17 protein-coding genes and 1 pseudogene are annotated in these 15,691 nt (G+C 70.6%); 5 read left to right on the top strand and 13 right to left on the bottom strand.

Annotated elements, in window-relative coordinates; translation table 11 throughout:
• Window positions 1-12: 12 nt before the first annotated feature.
• Entirely contained in the window at window positions 13-2,496 is a 2,484-nt protein-coding gene (locus ACFYRX_RS27620; RefSeq protein ID WP_389104995.1) for a glycoside hydrolase family 3 protein, read from the top strand.
• A 73-nt stretch (window positions 2,497-2,569) separates the two neighbouring features.
• On the opposite strand, the gene ACFYRX_RS27615 is transcribed toward ACFYRX_RS27620, so the two are convergent.
• Complete coding sequence (locus ACFYRX_RS27615) at window positions 2,570-3,541, bottom strand: aldose epimerase family protein (RefSeq protein WP_389104992.1); 972 nt, start codon at window positions 3,539-3,541, stop codon at window positions 2,570-2,572.
• A 10-nt stretch (window positions 3,542-3,551) separates the two neighbouring features.
• The gene (locus tag ACFYRX_RS27610; RefSeq protein ID WP_389104990.1) at window positions 3,552-4,436 is read right to left on the bottom strand and encodes an SGNH/GDSL hydrolase family protein; all 885 of its coding nucleotides are present in this window, start codon (window positions 4,434-4,436) and stop codon (window positions 3,552-3,554) included.
• Between the two features lie 259 nt (window positions 4,437-4,695).
• On the opposite strand from ACFYRX_RS27610, the gene ACFYRX_RS27605 reads away from it, so the two are divergent.
• Window positions 4,696-5,190, top strand: coding sequence for a DUF3145 domain-containing protein (locus ACFYRX_RS27605; protein WP_389104987.1), 495 nt, complete (start codon window positions 4,696-4,698; stop codon window positions 5,188-5,190).
• 129 nt (window positions 5,191-5,319) lie between these two features.
• Here ACFYRX_RS27605 and ACFYRX_RS27600 read toward each other — a convergent pair whose 3' ends face one another.
• From ACFYRX_RS27600 to ACFYRX_RS27580, 5 genes are all read right to left on the bottom strand, one after another.
• Window positions 5,320-6,600: a beta-ketoacyl-[acyl-carrier-protein] synthase family protein gene (locus ACFYRX_RS27600; protein WP_389104984.1), complete on the bottom strand. Its 1,281-nt coding sequence runs from the start codon at window positions 6,598-6,600 to the stop codon at window positions 5,320-5,322.
• A gap of 84 nt (window positions 6,601-6,684) precedes the next feature.
• A complete protein-coding gene (locus ACFYRX_RS27595) occupies window positions 6,685-6,933 on the bottom strand; it encodes an acyl carrier protein (RefSeq protein WP_037704453.1) in 249 nt (82 codons plus the stop codon).
• A 78-nt stretch (window positions 6,934-7,011) separates the two neighbouring features.
• The gene (locus tag ACFYRX_RS27590; protein WP_389104981.1) at window positions 7,012-8,007 is read right to left on the bottom strand and encodes a ketoacyl-ACP synthase III; all 996 of its coding nucleotides are present in this window, start codon (window positions 8,005-8,007) and stop codon (window positions 7,012-7,014) included.
• Window positions 8,008-8,023: 16 nt separating this feature from the next.
• On the bottom strand, window positions 8,024-8,938 hold the full coding sequence (locus ACFYRX_RS27585) for an ACP S-malonyltransferase (protein ID WP_389104978.1): 915 nt from the start codon (window positions 8,936-8,938) through the stop codon (window positions 8,024-8,026).
• 89 nt (window positions 8,939-9,027) lie between these two features.
• A complete protein-coding gene (locus ACFYRX_RS27580; protein ID WP_389104975.1) occupies window positions 9,028-10,233 on the bottom strand; it encodes a PucR family transcriptional regulator in 1,206 nt (401 codons plus the stop codon).
• Window positions 10,234-10,326: 93 nt separating this feature from the next.
• Here ACFYRX_RS27580 and ACFYRX_RS27575 point away from each other — a divergent pair, with 93 nt between their 5' ends.
• Window positions 10,327-10,980, top strand: a complete 654-nt coding sequence (locus tag ACFYRX_RS27575; RefSeq protein ID WP_389104973.1) for a pirin family protein — start codon at window positions 10,327-10,329, stop codon at window positions 10,978-10,980.
• Here the strand turns inward: ACFYRX_RS27575 and ACFYRX_RS27570 are convergent.
• Both ACFYRX_RS27570 and ACFYRX_RS27565 read right to left on the bottom strand, forming a co-directional pair.
• Complete coding sequence (locus ACFYRX_RS27570) at window positions 10,977-11,792, bottom strand: serine hydrolase domain-containing protein (protein ID WP_389104970.1); 816 nt, start codon at window positions 11,790-11,792, stop codon at window positions 10,977-10,979. The genes ACFYRX_RS27575 and ACFYRX_RS27570 overlap by 4 nt on opposite strands.
• A gap of 82 nt (window positions 11,793-11,874) precedes the next feature.
• Window positions 11,875-12,345, bottom strand: a complete 471-nt coding sequence (locus ACFYRX_RS27565; RefSeq protein ID WP_389104967.1) for a GNAT family N-acetyltransferase — start codon at window positions 12,343-12,345, stop codon at window positions 11,875-11,877.
• Window positions 12,346-12,441: 96 nt separating this feature from the next.
• Between ACFYRX_RS27565 and ACFYRX_RS27560 the strand changes: the two genes are divergently transcribed.
• Window positions 12,442-12,909: a MerR family transcriptional regulator gene (locus tag ACFYRX_RS27560; RefSeq protein WP_389104964.1), complete on the top strand. Its 468-nt coding sequence runs from the start codon at window positions 12,442-12,444 to the stop codon at window positions 12,907-12,909.
• Window positions 12,906-13,457 (top strand): annotated as a pseudogene (locus ACFYRX_RS27555) (aldo/keto reductase); the annotation flags it as partial. The gene ACFYRX_RS27560 and the pseudogene ACFYRX_RS27555, both read left to right, overlap by 4 nt.
• 193 nt (window positions 13,458-13,650) lie before the next feature.
• On the opposite strand, the gene ACFYRX_RS27550 reads toward ACFYRX_RS27555, so the two are convergent.
• From ACFYRX_RS27550 to ACFYRX_RS27535, 4 genes are read right to left on the bottom strand one after another with little or no spacing between them, the layout of a single operon-like run.
• A complete protein-coding gene (locus ACFYRX_RS27550; protein WP_389104961.1) occupies window positions 13,651-13,947 on the bottom strand; it encodes a hypothetical protein in 297 nt (98 codons plus the stop codon).
• On the bottom strand, window positions 13,913-14,698 hold the full coding sequence (locus ACFYRX_RS27545; protein WP_389104959.1) for a hypothetical protein: 786 nt from the start codon (window positions 14,696-14,698) through the stop codon (window positions 13,913-13,915). The genes ACFYRX_RS27550 and ACFYRX_RS27545 overlap by 35 nt, the downstream gene beginning before the upstream one ends.
• 37 nt (window positions 14,699-14,735) lie before the next feature.
• Window positions 14,736-14,987, bottom strand: coding sequence for a hypothetical protein (locus ACFYRX_RS27540; protein WP_389104956.1), 252 nt, complete (start codon window positions 14,985-14,987; stop codon window positions 14,736-14,738).
• A gap of 29 nt (window positions 14,988-15,016) precedes the next feature.
• On the bottom strand, window positions 15,017-15,688 hold the full coding sequence (locus tag ACFYRX_RS27535) for an SEC-C metal-binding domain-containing protein (protein WP_389104953.1): 672 nt from the start codon (window positions 15,686-15,688) through the stop codon (window positions 15,017-15,019).
• Window positions 15,689-15,691: the final 3 nt, after the last annotated feature.

Raw genomic sequence — 15,691 nt, 5'->3', positions numbered from 1 at the left:
GAGGCACCCGCCATGGCGGCACCCCAGGCACCCCAGGCACCCCAGGCACCCGAGGCAGCCGAAGGACCCGCGGGGGAGACCCCCGCCGACCAGGCCCGCGAGGCGGCCGTCGAGGCGGCCCTGGCCCGGCTCGACCTGGACGCCAAGGCCCGGCTGCTGGCCGGCCAGGACATGTGGACCCTGCCCGCGCTCCCCGAGATCGGCCTGGCCTCCCTTGTGATGTCCGACGGCCCGATCGGCGTCCGGGGTGTGCGCTGGAGCGCCGACGACCCGTCGATCGCCCTGCCCTCCCCGACCGCGCTGGCCGCCGCCTGGGACCCGGAACTCGCCCGCAGGGCAGGCGTGCTGCTCGCCCAGGAGGCCCGCCGCAAGGGCGTGCACGTGTTGCTCGCCCCCACCGTCAACCTCCACCGCTCCCCGCTCGGCGGCCGCCACTTCGAGGCCTACAGCGAGGACCCGTACCTGACGGGACGGATCGGCGCCGGGTACGTGACCGGCGTGCAGGAGGGCGGTGTCGGCACCACCGTCAAGCACTTCGTCGCCAACGACGCCGAGACCGACCGCTTCACGGTGAACAACCTGGTCTCCGAACGCGCCCTGCGCGAGCTGTACTTGGCTCCCTTCGAGCACATCGTCGAGAACGCCCACCCGTGGGGCATCATGACCGCGTACAACACGGTCAACGGCACGACGATGACCGAGCACCACCACCTCGTGAACGAGGTCCTGCGCGGCGAATGGGGCTTCGACGGCTACAACGTCTCCGACTGGATGGCCGCCCGCTCCACCAAGGCCGCCATCGAGGGCGGCCTCGACGTCGCCATGCCCGGCCCGAGGACCGTCTACGGCGAGGCCCTCGCGCAGGCCGTCCGGGACGGCGAGGTCGAGGAGGCCACGGTCGACACCGCCGTACGCAACGTGCTGCGGCTCGCCGCCCGCGTCGGCATCCTGGACGGCGCCGAACCCGTCGTCACCGAGTTCCCGGAGACCGTCGACGGCATCGGGCTGGCCCGCGAGATCGCCCGCCGCGCCTTCGTGCTGGTCCGCAACCAGGGCGCGCTTCCGCTGAAGGCCGGCACCGTCGCCCTCATCGGCGCGGCCGCCCGCGACGCCCGGGTGCTCGGCGGCGGCTCCGCCACCGTCTTCCCGGACCGGATCGTCTCCCCGCTCGACGGCCTCACCGCGGCCCTCCCCGAGGGCACCCTCAGCTACGCCGTCGGCGCCGACCCCGCCACCGAACTCGCCGTCGCCGACAAGGGGTTCACCCTCGAAGCGATCTGCCGTGACGCCGACGGGACCGTGATCGGCACCCGCTCCGCCCCGGGCGGCCAGATCCAGTGGATGGGTTCCGACCTCCCCGAGGGCGTCACCCACGACCGTCTGCACACCGTGGAACTCACCGGCACCCTCACCCCGCGCGAGACCGGCACGCACACCTTCGGCATCAAGGGACTCGGCGCCTTCAGGCTGGTCGTCGACGGCACCACGTACTACGACGACGTCCAGCGCACCGACGAGGACGACCCCTTCATCTCCTTCTTCGGCGCCCCCGAGCCCCGCGCCCGGGTCGAACTGACCGCGGGCGAACCGGTCGACGTCTCCCTGACGTACACCGTCGTCCTGCCCGAGGACGCCCCGATGAAGGTCGTCGGGTTCTCCCTCGCCCACCAGGACCCGCAGCGCGACCCCGACGAGCTGATCGCCGAGGCCGTCGAGGCGGCACGGAACGCCGACACGGCCGTCGTCGTGGTCGCCACCACCGACCGCGTCGAGTCCGAGGGCTTCGACCGCGGGGACCTGACCCTCCCGGGCCGCCAGGACGACCTGGTCCGCGCGGTCGCCGCCGCCAACCCGAACACCGTCGTGGTCGTCAACTCCGGTTCCCCAGTGGAACTGCCCTGGCGCGAGGACGTCGCCGCCGTCCTGCTCGGCTGGTTCCCCGGCCAGGAGGCCGGCACAGCCCTCGCCGACGTGCTGACCGGCGCCCACGAGCCCGGCGGCCGACTGCCCACCACCTGGGGCACCCTGGCCGACGCCCCGGTCACCCGGGTCGTCCCCGCCGACGGCGAACTCCCTTACGACGAGGGCGTCTTCATCGGGTACGCGGCCTGGCAGAAGGAGGGCCGCACCCCGGCCTACCCCTTCGGCCACGGCCTCGGCTACACCGACTGGACCTACGAGTCCGTCGAGGTCCAGGGCGCCACCGTCCGGGTCCGGCTGCGCAACTCCGGCACCCGCCCGGGCCGCGAGGTCGTCCAGGTCTACCTGGCGCCCGCCGAGCCCGACGCCGAGCGCCCCGCCCGCCGGCTCGCCGGATTCGCGGGGGCCGAGGCCGGTCCGGGCGAGAGCGTCGAGGTCACGGTGGAGCTGCCGCGCCGGGCCTTCGAGATCTGGGACGACAAGACCTCGTCGTGGACGCATGTGAAGGGTTCGTACGAAATCCAGGTGGGTAGCTCGATCGAGGACCGCCGGGTCACCGCGACGATTAACGTCTGATCCCAGAGGGCACAGCCCTCACACAAGCAGCCCCGGCCCGGGACCTGACCCCTGGGCCGGGGCTCGTGCGTGTCTACCGGCTCGTGAACCCGTAGACGGTCTCCGAGCGGTAGGTCTCGCCCGGCCGCAGCACCGTGCTCGGGAACTCCGGCCGGTTCGGGGAGTCGGGGAAGTGCTGGGTCTCCAGCGCGATGCCGTCGCCGGGCGCGAACGGCTCGGGCAGATGGTCCGCCGTGTACAGCTGCAGCCCCGGCTCGGTGGTCGCCACCGTCAGCACCCGGCCCGACGCCGGATCGTACAACTCGGCGACCTCGACGGCGTCCTCGGTGATCCCCTTGTCCAGCACGAAGTTGTGGTCGTAGCCCGCGCCGACCTTGCGCGCCTCGCGGAAGTCGAACCGGGTGTCCGCGACCTCCGCCACGCCCGTCGGGATCAGGTCCGCGTCGACGGGGGTGAACCAGGAGGCGGCGATGCGCAGTTCATGCCCGCCCGCGTTCCCGGAACCGGCCAGGTTGAAGTAGCTGTGGTTGGTCAGGTTCACGATGGTCGGTGCGTCGGTGACCGCCTCGTACGCGATCCGCAGCGCACCCGACCCGTCCAGGCTGTAGGTCCCGGAGACCTCCAGGCGCCCCGGGAACCCCTCCTCACCGTGCGCGCTGACCCGGCTCAGCCGCACCCCGTGCTCCCCGGCGGGCGCCATGTCCCACACCCGCTTGTCGAAGCCGTTCTCGCCACCGTGCAGGGAGTTGGGCGCGTTGTTCGGCGCGAGCGCGTACGTCAGCCCGTCCAGCTCGAAACGGCCGCCCGCGATCCGGTTCGCGTACCGGCCGACGAACGCCCCGAGATACGGCCCCGAGTTCTCCAGGTACTCGTCCAGACCGGCGAACCCCAGCACCACGTCCGCCGTACGCCCGTCACGGTCCGGCACCTCGACGGACTGCACGATCCCGCCGTACGACAGGATCCGCACCCGGACACCCGCGCGCTCCAGGGTCCAGCGGTGGACCGGGGTGCCGTCGGGAAGTGTGGCGAAGAGTTCGTTCATGTGCGGAACTTTAGGTCACGGACCTGACCTTGCGGAACGCGATCTCCGCCAGCCTCGCCTGTCCGTCCACGCTCGGATGGAACCAGTCGAAGTGGCTGAGCTGGTCGGTGCCGAACCGGTAGTCGTACACCGCGCCCCCGTCGTACCGGCAGTGCGCGTCCTTCGCGCACACCTCCTTCAGTACGGCGTTGTAGTCCTCCACCCGGTCCTGCACGGTGTCGCGCCGCTCGGTCGCCGCCGCGTCCACGGCGTCCGCGTCGGCCAGCATCGACGGGCACACCCCCAGCTTCCACACCTGCTTGCCCATCGGGTTGGTGCGCCCCTGGGACCACAGCCGCTTGAGGTTCGGCACGCTCGCCACGTACACCTGAGCCTTGGGCGCCTTCCCGCGCAGCACGCTCAGCGCGTCCTCGAAGTCGGCGCGGAAGTCGGCCACCGAGGTCATCGCGGCCGTGGAGTCACGGCAGGCGTCGTTGGCACCCGCCATCACCGTCACCAGCTCCGGCGCCCGCGCGGCCGCCTGGGCCATCTGCGTGGACAGGTCGGCCATCCGCGCCCCGGACACCGCGTAGTTCCAGCTGCGCTGTGCCGCCTTCGCCCTGCCCAGCAGCCGTACGGCGAGCGAGTCGACCTGCGCGCTGTTCCCGGTGGCCCAGGACACGTCGGGGCAGTCCGTCAGGATGCCGCACGCGTCGAAGCCGCGGGTGATGGAGTCGCCCACAGCGGCCACCGAACCCGGGCTGCCGTCCCACGCGGGGCTGGGCTTCGGCGAGGGCTTGGCCTTCTGGGTGGGGCCTGCCGAGTCGCCCCCGACGGCGTCACACCCCGCGACGCCCACAAGGGCCGCCGTCAGGACGGCGACAACGGCCCGCGAACGGTGGCCCTGCTTGCGCATCCGTGGTGATCCCCTCATGAATCTCGTGCATACGGTGGTCCTCTCATAACAACGCACGGGAGTTCCCGTGGCCGCGAGGGAACGATCGAGACCCTTGTCGGCGTCCTGCCGGGTGAATGGCGGGCGTTTCGGGGCACCGGGACCGACGGTACGTCACACTCCTTGCGCCGCCGCACGGTAGCCTCGCCATCAACGTGGCTGCCTGCCATCGCCGCCATGCCAGCCAGCAAGAATTGTCCCGCTCTGCCCGGAGGTCCCGGTGACGACACGTGGAGTTCTGTACGTGCACTCCGCGCCGCGCGCGCTGTGCCCGCACGTCGAGTGGGCCGTCGCCGGGGTGCTCGGCACGCGCGTCAACCTCGACTGGATCCGGCAGCCGGCCGCGCCCGGCACCTGGCGCTCGGAGTTCTCCTGGAAGGGCGAGGCGGGTACCGCGTCGAAGCTCGCGTCGGCCCTGAGAGGCTGGCACCTGCTGCGCTTCGAGGTGACGGCCGAGCCCTGCCCCACCGCCGAGGGCGAGCGCTACAGCTGCACTCCCGACCTCGGCATCTTCCACGCCGTCACCGGCATCCACGGCGACATCCTGATCCCGGAGGACCGCCTGCGCGCGGCGCTCACACGCTCCCAGCAGGGCGAGACGAACCTGGAAGCAGAACTGGCCAGGCTCCTGGGCAAGCCCTGGGACGACGAGTTGGAACCGTTCAGGTACGCAGGCGAGGGAGCCCCGGTCCGCTGGCTGCACCAAGTGGTCTGAAAAACACCCTGAAGGGCAGCCCCCCTAGGGGCGCGGGGAACTGCGCGACCAGCCCCCACCGACCGGTAGACGAAATGTGGCCCGAACTCCACCACGGAGTCCGGGCCACATTCAGCTGAGCGACGCCTGTCACACCGTACGGAACGCCAACACCACGTTGTGCCCACCGAACCCGAACGAGTCGTTCAGGGCGGCGATACGGCCCTCCACGGGCAGCTTGCGAGCCTCGCCGCGGACGACGTCGGCGTTGGCCTCCGCCTCCGGGTCGAGGTTCTCGACGTTGATGGTCGGCGGAGCGATCCGGTTGTACAGCGCGAGAACCGTCGCGACCGTCTCCACACCGCCCGCGCCACCCAGCAGATGACCCGTCATCGACTTGGTGGCCGAGACGGCCATGTGGTCGGCGTCGTCGCCGAACACCTTCCGCAGCGCCTTGAGTTCGGCGATGTCACCGGCCGGCGTCGACGTCGCGTGCGCGTTGACGTGCACGATCTCCGCCGGGTTCAGGTCCGTGTTGGCCAGCAGGTTCTGCAGGGCCTGCGAGATACCGCGGCCCTCGGGCTCCGGCTGCACGATGTCGTGGCCGTCGGCGGAGATGCCCTGTCCGACCGCCTCGGCGTACACCCGCGCACCGCGCTTGGCGGCGTGCTCAGCGGACTCCAGGACGACGACACCGGCGCCCTCGCCGAGGACGAAGCCGTCACGGCCGATGTCGTAGGGACGTGAGGCGCCCTCGGGGTTCTCGTTGTTCTTGGACATTGCCATCATGTTGCCGAACGCGGCGATGGGCAGCGGGTGGATCGCCGCTTCCGTGCCCCCCGCGACGACGATGTCGGCGCGGCCGGTACGGATCATCTCGATGGCGTAGCCGATGGCCTCGGCGCCCGAGGCGCAGGCGGAGACCGGGGTGTGCACACCCGCGCGGGCGCCCACGAGCAGACCCACGTTGGCGGACGGGCCGTTGGGCATCAGCATCGGCACGGTGTGCGGGGAGACGCGGCGGACGCCCTTCTCCTTGAGCACGTCGTACTGGTCGAGGAGGGTGGTCACGCCGCCGATGCCGGAGGCGATGACGGTACCGAGCCGGTCGGGGTCGATCCCGCCGACCGAACCGTCCTCACCGGCCCTGCCCTCGAAACCGGCGTCGGCCCAGGCCTCCTTCGCCGCGATCAGCGCGAACTGCGCCGAGCGGTCCAGTCGGCGGGCCTGCGGCCGGGGGATGACCTCGGTGGGTTCCACCGCGATCTGCGCGGCGATACGGACCGCCTGCTCGGCGGCCCACTCCTGCTCGAGGGGCTTGACGCCGGACTTGCCGGCGACCAGACCCTCCCAGGTAGAGGCTGCGTCGCCACCCAGCGGTGTGGTTGCGCCGATACCGGTGACGACCACGGTGCGATTGGTCGGGCTCACGGGAAATCTTTCTCCAACGGTACGAGGATTAAGCGGCGCCACCGCCGGGTGGCGGGGCCGGTCAGCGTCCGGCCCAAGCAGGGCTCAGGCCTGGTTCTTGAGGATGTAGTCGGTGGCGTCGCCGACCGTCTTGAGGTTCTTGACGTCGTCGTCGGGGATCTTGACGTCGAAGCGCTCTTCGGCGGCGACGACGACCTCGACCATGGACAGCGAGTCGACGTCCAGGTCGTCGGTGAAGGACTTGTCCAGCTGGACGTCCTCAACCGGGATGCCGGCGATCTCGTTCACGATGTCGGCGAGACCGGCGACGATCTCTTCCTGAGTGGCGGCCATTTCGGCGCTCCTTCTTTTTCTTGTCCAGAGGGTTGGCAGTGCTTCCCGCACCGGATCAGGTGATCCGGCACGGAGTGCCTAGGGGAGGGTAACGACAGTGGCGGCGTAGACGAGACCCGCCCCGAATCCGATGACGAGCGCGGTGTCGCCGCTCTTCGCCTCACCGGTCGCCAGAAGCCGCTCCATCGCGAGCGGAATCGAGGCGGCCGAGGTGTTGCCGGTGGTGCGCACATCACGCGCGACCGTGACGTGCTCCGGCAGTTTGAGCGTCTTCACCATCGAGTCGATGATCCGCTCGTTGGCCTGGTGGGGAATGAAGACATCCAGCTCGTCCGAGCTGATCCCGGCCGCGTCCAGCGCCTGCTGGGCGACCTTCGCCATCTCGAACACGGCCCAGCGGAACACCGCCTGGCCCTCCTGCGTGATCGCAGGGAACTTGCCCGTGGAGTCGTACTCGTCCCACGGCACGGTCTGCTTGATCGTCTCGGACTTGTCGCCCTCGGAGCCCCACACCGTGGGACCGATCGCGGGCTCCTGCGAGGGACCGACCACGACCGCGCCGGCGCCGTCACCGAACAGGAAGGCCGTCGCACGGTCCTCCAGGTCGGTCAGGTCCGACAGCCGCTCCACGCCGATGACGAGTACGTACTCCGCCGAACCCTCGACGATCATGCCCTTGGCGAGGGTCAGGCCGTAGCCGAAGCCCGCGCAGCCCGCCGAGATGTCGAACGCGGCCGCCTTGTTCGTGCCGAGCTTGTCGGCGATCTCGGTGGCGACGGCCGGGGTCTGCTTGAAGTGCGAGACGGTCGAGACGATCACGCCGCCGATCTGCTCGGCGGAGATCCCGGCGTCCGCGATCGCCTTGCCGGACGCCTCGATCGACATCGCGGCGACGGTTTCCTCGGCGTTCGCCCAGTGCCGGGTCTGGATGCCGGAGCGCGAGCGGATCCACTCGTCGGACGAGTCGATCGTCTCGAGGATCACCTCGTTCGGCACGACCCGGGTCGGGCGGTAGCCGCCGACACCGAGAATGCGCGCGTACGGGGCGCCCTTGCTGGGCCTGATCTTCGACATTGCTCTCGGCTCCTGTTCAGGCACTGTGCTCGGCGATGAGCTCGCGAGCAGCGTCGAGGTCGTCGGGGGTCTTGAGCGCCAGCGTCTTCACACCGGGCAGCGCGCGCTTGGCGAGGCCGACCAGTGTGCCGCCGGGGGAGACCTCGATGAACGCGGTGGCGCCGAGTTCCTTGAAGGTCTCCATGCACAGGTCCCAGCGCACCGGGTTGGCGACCTGGCCGACCAGGCGCTCCAGCACCTCGGCGCCGGACGCGACCGCCCTGCCGTCCTTGTTCGAGACGTACGTCACGGTCGGGTCGGCCGGGGTCAGATCGGCGGCGGCCTTGGCCAGCACGTCGACCGCGGGGGCCATGTGGCGCGTGTGGAACGCGCCGGCGACCTTGAGCGGGACGACCTTGCGGACGCCCTCGGGCTTGTCCTCGTTCAGCACGGCGAGCTGCTCCAGCGTGCCCGCGGCGACGATCTGCCCGGCGCCGTTGACGTTCGCCGGGGTCAGGCCGAGCTTCTCCAGGTGCGCGACGGAGACCTCCGGGTCGCCGCCGAGCAGCGCCGACATGCCGGTCTCGGTGATCGCGGCGGCGTCGGCCATGGCCAGACCCCGCTTGCGTACGAGGGTGAGGGCGGTGGCGTCGTCCAGGACGCCCGCGAAGGCGGCGGCGGTGATCTCACCGACGGAGTGGCCGGCGACCGCACCCGGAGTGACGGCACCGAGTGCCGAGGCGGACAGGATCCCGGCCGCGACCAGCAGCGGCTGGGCGACAGAGGTGTCGCGGATGGCGTCCGCGTCGGCCTGTGTGCCGTAGTGGACGAGGTCCAGCCCGATGGCGTCGGACCACGCGGCGACGCGGTCCGCGGCACCGGGGAGTTCGAGCCAGGGGGTCAGGAAGCCGGGCGTCTGGGCGCCCTGGCCGGGAGCGACGAGTACGAGCACTCTCACACTCTCTCTTGAGGGCGGCCCTGGCCGCCCGTGGGGACAGGGACGAAGAACAAGAGGGGGTTTTGTGGACCCCCGACAAAAGCCTAGGCCGTGAGATCTCCGTCGGCCAGACGTCCCAGGATGAGCGCGATGCGCAGGGTGAACGCGGAACGTACATCGGAGGGCGACCAGCCGGTGACGTCAGTCACACGTCGAAGCCGGTAGCGCACGGTGTTGGGATGCACGAAGAGCATCCGGGCCGCACCCTCCAGACTGGACGCCTGTTCGAGATAGACGGAGAGGGTCTCCAGGAGCGCGGAGCCGGCTTCCTCCAGCGGTCTGTAGATCTCCTCCACCAACTGCTCGCGCGCGCTCGGATCCCCGGCCATCGCGCGTTCCGGAAGCAGGTCGTCCGACAACACCGGGCGCGGGGCGTCCTGCCAGGCCGAACACGCCTTGAGCCCCGCGGCGGCGGCCTGCGCGGACCGGGTCGCGGCCAGCAGGTCCGGCACGACGGGACCGGCCACCACCGGCCCGGCCGCATAGGGCCCGATCAGCGACTTGGCCACGGCGAGCGGGTTGTCGCTGCCGCCGGCGATGACGACGAGGCGGGTCCCGAGCACGCCGGTGAGGACCTGGAGCTTGGCGTGCCGGGCGGCCCGGCGGATGGCCTCGACGGTGAGCTCGGAGTCACCGTCCGGGGCCGTGCCGAGGAGCACGCAGACATGTTCGGGAGCGTTCCATCCGAGGGCGGCGGCCCTGCTGACGGCCCCCTCGTCGGCCTCCCCGCTCAGCACGGCGTTGACGACCAGCGACTCCAGGCGGGCGTCCCAGGCGCCGCGTGCCTCGGCGGCCTGGGCGTAGACCTGTGCCGTGGCGAACGCGATCTCCCGGGCGTAGACGAGCAGGGCCTCCCGCAGTACCGACTCGTCGCCGGGGGCGGCGACCTCGTCGATCGCGCTCTCCATGACCTCGATGGTCGTCCTGACCATCTCCACGGTCTGGCGGAGCGTGATGGCCCGGGTCAGCTCACGGGGAGCGGTTCCGAACACGTCGGTGGAGATGGCCTGCGGGGCGTCCGGATGCCGGAACCACTCCGTGAAGGCCGCGATGCCGGCCTGGGCGACCAGCCCGATCCAGGAACGGTTCTCCGGGGGCATGGCCCGGTACCACGACAGCGTCTCGTCCATGCGCGTGATGGCCTGCTGCGCGAGAGACCCGGACGACTTCTCCAGCCGCTTCAGGGTCGCGGCGTGAGCATGGGCGCCGGGCGCTGCGGGATCGGACTTGCGGGATACGGGTTCGGGCACGTGGACAAGACTGCCTTATCGGAACGCCGGCGCGCGCCGCCGGGTACCGACTACCGCACCGCGGGCGCCCCGCCCCGGGGCTACCGTGGTGCCGTGACGGACGTACGGCGCGCGACGGAGCGCTATCCAGGCGGGGACCCCGGAGCCGGGATCGAGTCGTGGCACGCCTTCTCGTTCGGGCCGCACTACGACCCCGACAACCTCCGCTTCGGCGCGCTGATCGCCTGCAACGAGGAGCGGCTCGTGCCCGGGGCCGGTTTCGACGAGCATCCGCACAGCCACACCGAGATCGTGACGTGGGTGGTCGAGGGCGAACTGACTCACCGCGACTCCACCGGGCACGAGACGGTGGTCCGTGCCGGGGACGTCCAGCGGCTGAGCGCCGCCGCGGGCGTCCGGCACGTCGAGCGCAACGACGCCGAGGCCCCGCTGACCTTCGTGCAGACCTGGCTGGCACCCCTGGAGCCCGGCGGCGAACCGTCGTACGAGATCGTCCGCGGGATCGCCGACTCGACGCCGTACGCGATCCCGGAGGCCGGCGCGATGCTCCATGTGCGGCGACTGGCCGCGGGGGAGCGGACCGCGCTGCCCGACGGGCGGTACGTCTACGTCCACGTCGTACGCGGCGAAGTACTGCTGGACAAGCGGGAGTTGGGTCCCGGCGACGCGGCCCGGATCGCCGACGCCAAGGACCTGGACGCGGTGGCGGTGACCCGGACCGAGCTGCTGGTGTGGGAGATGTTCTAGAGCTCCGCGAGCACCGCGTCGGTGAAGACCGGCCACGCCTCGACCGCCCACGGTCCGAAGGCGCGGTCCGTCAGGGCCACGCAGGCCGCCCCGGCGTCCGGGTCGATCCACACGAACGTGCCGGACTGGCCGAAGTGCCCGAAGGTGCGCGGCGAGGACGAAGAGCCCGTCCAGTGGGGGGACTTGGAGTCCCGGATCTCGAAGCCGAGGCCCCAGTCGTTGGGGTTCTGGTGGCCGTAGCCGGGGAGCACACCCTTGGTGCCCGGGTACTGGACGGTCATCGCCTCCGCGACCGTGCGCGGGTCAAGGAGCCTCGGTGCCTGCACCTCCGCCGCGAACCGCAGCAGGTCCTCGACCGTGGAGACGCCGTCCTTGGCGGGGGAGCCCTCGAGGGCCGTCGACGTCATCCCCAGCGGCTCGAGCACCGCCTGCCGCAGATACTCGGCGAAGGGAATCTCCGTCGCCTTAGCGAGATGGTCCCCGAGCTGCTCGAAGCCCGCGTTCGAGTACAGGCGGCGCTCCCCGGGCGGGGCCGTCACGCGGTGCTCGTCGAAGGCCAGCCCCGAGGTGTGCGCGAGGAGATGACGCACCGTCGACCCGCTCGGCCCGGCCGGCTCGTCGAACTCGATCGCCCCCTCCTCGTACGCGACCAGGGCGGCGTACGCGGCGAGCGGCTTGGTGACCGAGGCCAGCGGGAAACGACGGCCCACCGGGCCGTGGGTGCCGAGGACCGTCCCGTCGGCCCGCACCACCCCCGCCGCAGCGGTGGGAACCGGCCAGTTCTCGATCAACGCGAGGCTCTGCAAGGACATGCCGCCGAGCCTAAAGCCTGCGTCGCGGGGCCTGGCACGCGCTCCCCCGCCTTGCGGCTGCACGCATCAGGGTCCTGGCCGCTCAGAGCCTCAGCATCATCGTGGGGTCCGGCTTGTGGGCGAAGCCGAGGGCGGCGTAGAGCGGCTCGGCCTCCGGGGAGGCGGTCAGCATGACCTGGCCGGCACCCCGCTCACGGAACCACGCCAGCAGTTCGTCCATGCACGCGCGCGCGTACCCGCGGCGACGCGCGTCCGGGTCGGTGGCGACGCTGAAGACGTACCCGGACCTCCCGTGCGGACTGCTCGCCTTCCCGATCCGGTAGTCGACCGTCCCGACCACCAGCGCGGCCAGCGCCCCGGGCCGCTCCGGATGGTCGACGACGAAGGCCGCGAAGTCGCCGTCGGCCTCGCCCAGCTTCCGGCGCAGTGACGGCAGGGCCTCCGTGTGCCACGCTGTGGACGCGTCCCCGCCGGGCAGCGCGTCGATCATCACCTGGCGCAGACGCAGCACTTCTCCGGCGTCCTCGGTCGTGGCACGGCGTACGAGACTCATCCTCCGCACGCTAGCGATGTGATCGGCTTGCCGTCCTGTGAATTCTCACCGGTTTCGCTTGCTTCGAGTGCACTCCAAGGTCATAGCGTTGGGGTCATGACGGTGATGGAGACCACGGGTACCAGGACCGACAGCTGCGCGGCCCCGCCGCACCCCCACCGGCGCCCGGCGGGCGAGGACAGCTACACGATCAGCGAGGTCGTCGCCTTCACCGGCCTGACCGCGCACACCCTGCGCTGGTACGAGCGCATCGGCCTGATGCCGCACATCGACCGCTCGCACACCGGTCAGCGCCGCTACAGCAACCGCGACCTCGACTGGCTCGGCTTCGTCGGCAAGCTCCGGCTCACCGGCATGCCGGTCGCCGACATGGTGCGCTACGCGGAACTGGTGCGGGAGGGCGACGAGACGTTCGGCGACCGTTTCAAGCTGCTGGAGGCGACCCGCCGGGACGTGCTGGCCAGGATCGCGGAGCTCCAGGACACCCTCGCCGTGCTCGACCACAAGATCAGTTTCTACGCCGAGGCCGGCAGCACCGACTGGGAGAAGGAGAAGGCAGGATGACGGACGGCAGGATCCCCACCGCACGACTGGGCGAGACCGGTCCGGAGGTCGGCGTCCAGGGACTCGGCTGCATGGGCATGAGCTTCGCGTACGGCCCCCCGGACGCGAAGGAGTCCCGGGCCACCCTGGAGCGGGCCCTGGAGCTCGGCATCACCCTCTACGACACGGCGGACGCCTACGGCCAGGGGGAGAACGAGAAGTTCCTGTCCCCGTTCTTCAGGGCCCACCGCGACGAGGTCGTCATCGCCACCAAGTTCGCCCTGGCGATACCCCCGGACGACCCGACCCGGCGGATCATCCGCAACGACCCGCCGTACATCCGCCAGGCCGTCGAGGCGAGCCTGAAGCGCCTGGACGTCGACGCGATCGACCTCTACTACATGCACCGGCGCGACGTGAACGTGCCGATCGAGGACTCCGTCGGCACCATGGCCGAGCTGGTGCGCGAGGGCAAGGTCAAGCACCTGGGCCTCAGCGAGGTCACCGCGGCGGAGCTGCGTGCCGCACAGGCCGTGCACCCCATCGCCGCCGTGCAGTCGGAGTGCTCGTAGTTCATGATCGACGCACGTTTATTCACCAGGCTTTCCCAGGGGCGTTTCCGCAGCTCAGAGCGCTGCATAGTCATGCAGGCAGCCGGGATCGGCCGGGGAGCGGACAGGCGAATCCCCAGGCCCGCGTCGTCCACAGCCTGGGGATCGAAGGAGTGCGCGTTTCCGCAGCTCAGCGAGGCCCCGACTCGGGTCAGGGCCTCCACATCACACGCCGTGCTCGCAGCTCAGCGGGCCAGTTGGTGACGTCGTCGTTGCCCCACATGATGCGACCGTCCTCGTCGGTCGCATCCTCGGCCAGCGAGTCACTGGGACGACGTGGCGACCATCGCTTCGGCCTCTTCGGTGGTGCCTCCATGTCCTTGACGTCCTGCGCCTGCTTCGCCCGCACGAGCTCGCCGCGCAGGCGCTGAATCTCTGCTGTCGCGCCCTCCGCGCCGGGGTCGGCGCGGAGTTCACGAAGCCGCTTCTTGATCGCCTTCAGGTCCATCGTCGTCTCCTTCCAGGAGGTCGGCGAACTCGGCTTCGATGATGTCGAGTTCAGCGGTAATCACGTCGGTGTCGGCGGCCGGAGCAGGCATCAGGGCCGGGCGCTCCACAGCCGGGCCGGGGCGTCGCTCGGTCGCGACGACGCGGTACCGCAGATCGCCAGGGCCGTCGATGTACTGCGCGCCGCCCTCCGCGTACACAGCGCCAGCCAGACCCGGCGACATCGGCTCCGGCGGTGTGAACGTCTCGCCGGACCCGGCGGCTTCGAGAAAGGCCACGGCCGCGTTGAGCGCGTGCGCCAGGCGGTCCGGAGGCAGACTGACCGCGTCGAGCGCAGCGCGCACGGCCCCGACGGTCGCCTCGGCGGACAGCTCGATGTTCGCGGTGTGCGTGATCTCCATCGCCTCTGGGGCGTCGGCACCGCGCAGCCGACGACGGCTTTCGTTGATCTTCAGGAGGCGGTCGATCGCCCTCAGCCGGTCGGCCGGAGACTTCGCGGTCACCTGCTCCCGGTACGTCACCCGCCAGAGCGCGGTGAGCTCCGCCTCGCGCTGGTCGGCATACGCCTCGGTGACGGGACCGACCCGGCGGGCGACCTCCGCGCGGACGATCTCGTTGACGCGGGCCTGGCTGAGGCCGACCTCACGGCCGATCTCGCGTTCGGGTACGCCTGCGATCTTGAGGTTGAAGATCTTGGCGTTGCGCTCTGCGAGCGCCGCGCGGTTCGGGCGGCCCTGCGATGGCTGAGCCATGTTGATCACCTTTCTGAGATCGGATCTTGGCGGGGTTTCAGTGATCTTGATCAGACGGATCTCGGCCTGGAGGGGGCTTGATCACAGCCTGCTCGGCGACCTGCTCGGCGATGGCTTTGATCAGGTCCTTGGTGTGTTCTTGGAGCCACCCGCTGACCGCGCGCTCGACACCGTCCTGAAGGTCGTAGTGGCTGCTGTAGTCGTGGATCATGAGCCAGTCACCCAGGGCCTCTTCGGCGCCTTTGGTGATCGCGGCATGCGTGACCTCGTCATTCAGTGGCTTCGTCATGATCAGGCTCTCTTCCAGATCGTGTTCGGTCAGTGATCATTTCGTGCCGACGGATCTTGGTTCTTGCCGCAGCAGTGCTTGAATCGGCGCCCTGATCCGCACGGGCACGGCCGCTTGCGGCCCACGAAGACGACATGATCGGCCTGCTCCGTCGCCACCCGCAGGGCGCGGTCGTGGCAGGTCGAGCAGATGTTCCCGGAGATCATGAAATGCCCCATCGTGATCATGGCCGCATACATGCCGGGGCTCCGGCGCCCGCACTCGTCGCAGACGCCCTCCCAGAAGAAGCCGATCTTCTCGACCAGACGCGAGATCAGCGGCGAGCAGGTGACACACACGACCACGGGCGGATCGCACATCACGGTCATGGGACGGATCTGCCCCGTGTGCTCGCACAGAGGCCGCAGTCCCACGCTCTCTGCGGCGAGGTACATCCGCACGGCCGCGCGCAGTTGGGCATCCTCCCCCGGCAGCCGCGAAGACGAGCGCCCCGTGAGGCCCCACGGCACTGCCCCCGAGGCCACAGCCCTGGGGATGAAGACGCGCGCGCCCTCGTTGACCTGCCGGGTGGCGGCCTTCACCTGATCGGCTACCGCCACGGGCGTGCGGGCGTCGTACTCGGCTTCGTCGCGGACGTTCGCGGCGATCCAGTCGTCCACGGCCGCTTCGTCGGGGAAGGTCCGTACGGGAAGGTTCGTCATGAT

This window comes from Streptomyces sp. NPDC005374 (assembly GCF_042872225.1).
Lineage (GTDB): Bacteria > Actinomycetota > Actinomycetes > Streptomycetales > Streptomycetaceae > Streptomyces.
This window is presented reverse-complemented; position numbering and strand designations above follow the sequence as displayed.

Coding starts and splice junctions, on each gene's coding strand:
- ACFYRX_RS27620 (WP_389104995.1), top strand. CDS start 13: ATGGCGGCACCCCAGGCACCCCAGGCACCCCAGGCACCCGAGGCAGCC.
- ACFYRX_RS27615 (WP_389104992.1), bottom strand. CDS start 3,541: ATGAACGAACTCTTCGCCACACTTCCCGACGGCACCCCGGTCCACCGC.
- ACFYRX_RS27610 (WP_389104990.1), bottom strand. CDS start 4,436: ATGCGCAAGCAGGGCCACCGTTCGCGGGCCGTTGTCGCCGTCCTGACG.
- ACFYRX_RS27595 (WP_037704453.1), bottom strand. CDS start 6,933: ATGGCCGCCACTCAGGAAGAGATCGTCGCCGGTCTCGCCGACATCGTG.
- ACFYRX_RS27590 (WP_389104981.1), bottom strand. CDS start 8,007: ATGTCGAAGATCAGGCCCAGCAAGGGCGCCCCGTACGCGCGCATTCTC.
- ACFYRX_RS27570 (WP_389104970.1), bottom strand. CDS start 11,792: ATGTCCTTGCAGAGCCTCGCGTTGATCGAGAACTGGCCGGTTCCCACC.
- ACFYRX_RS27565 (WP_389104967.1), bottom strand. CDS start 12,345: ATGAGTCTCGTACGCCGTGCCACGACCGAGGACGCCGGAGAAGTGCTG.
- ACFYRX_RS27560 (WP_389104964.1), top strand. CDS start 12,442: ATGACGGTGATGGAGACCACGGGTACCAGGACCGACAGCTGCGCGGCC.
- ACFYRX_RS27550 (WP_389104961.1), bottom strand. CDS start 13,947: ATGGACCTGAAGGCGATCAAGAAGCGGCTTCGTGAACTCCGCGCCGAC.
- ACFYRX_RS27545 (WP_389104959.1), bottom strand. CDS start 14,698: ATGGCTCAGCCATCGCAGGGCCGCCCGAACCGCGCGGCGCTCGCAGAG.
- ACFYRX_RS27540 (WP_389104956.1), bottom strand. CDS start 14,987: ATGACGAAGCCACTGAATGACGAGGTCACGCATGCCGCGATCACCAAA.
- ACFYRX_RS27535 (WP_389104953.1), bottom strand. CDS start 15,688: ATGACGAACCTTCCCGTACGGACCTTCCCCGACGAAGCGGCCGTGGAC.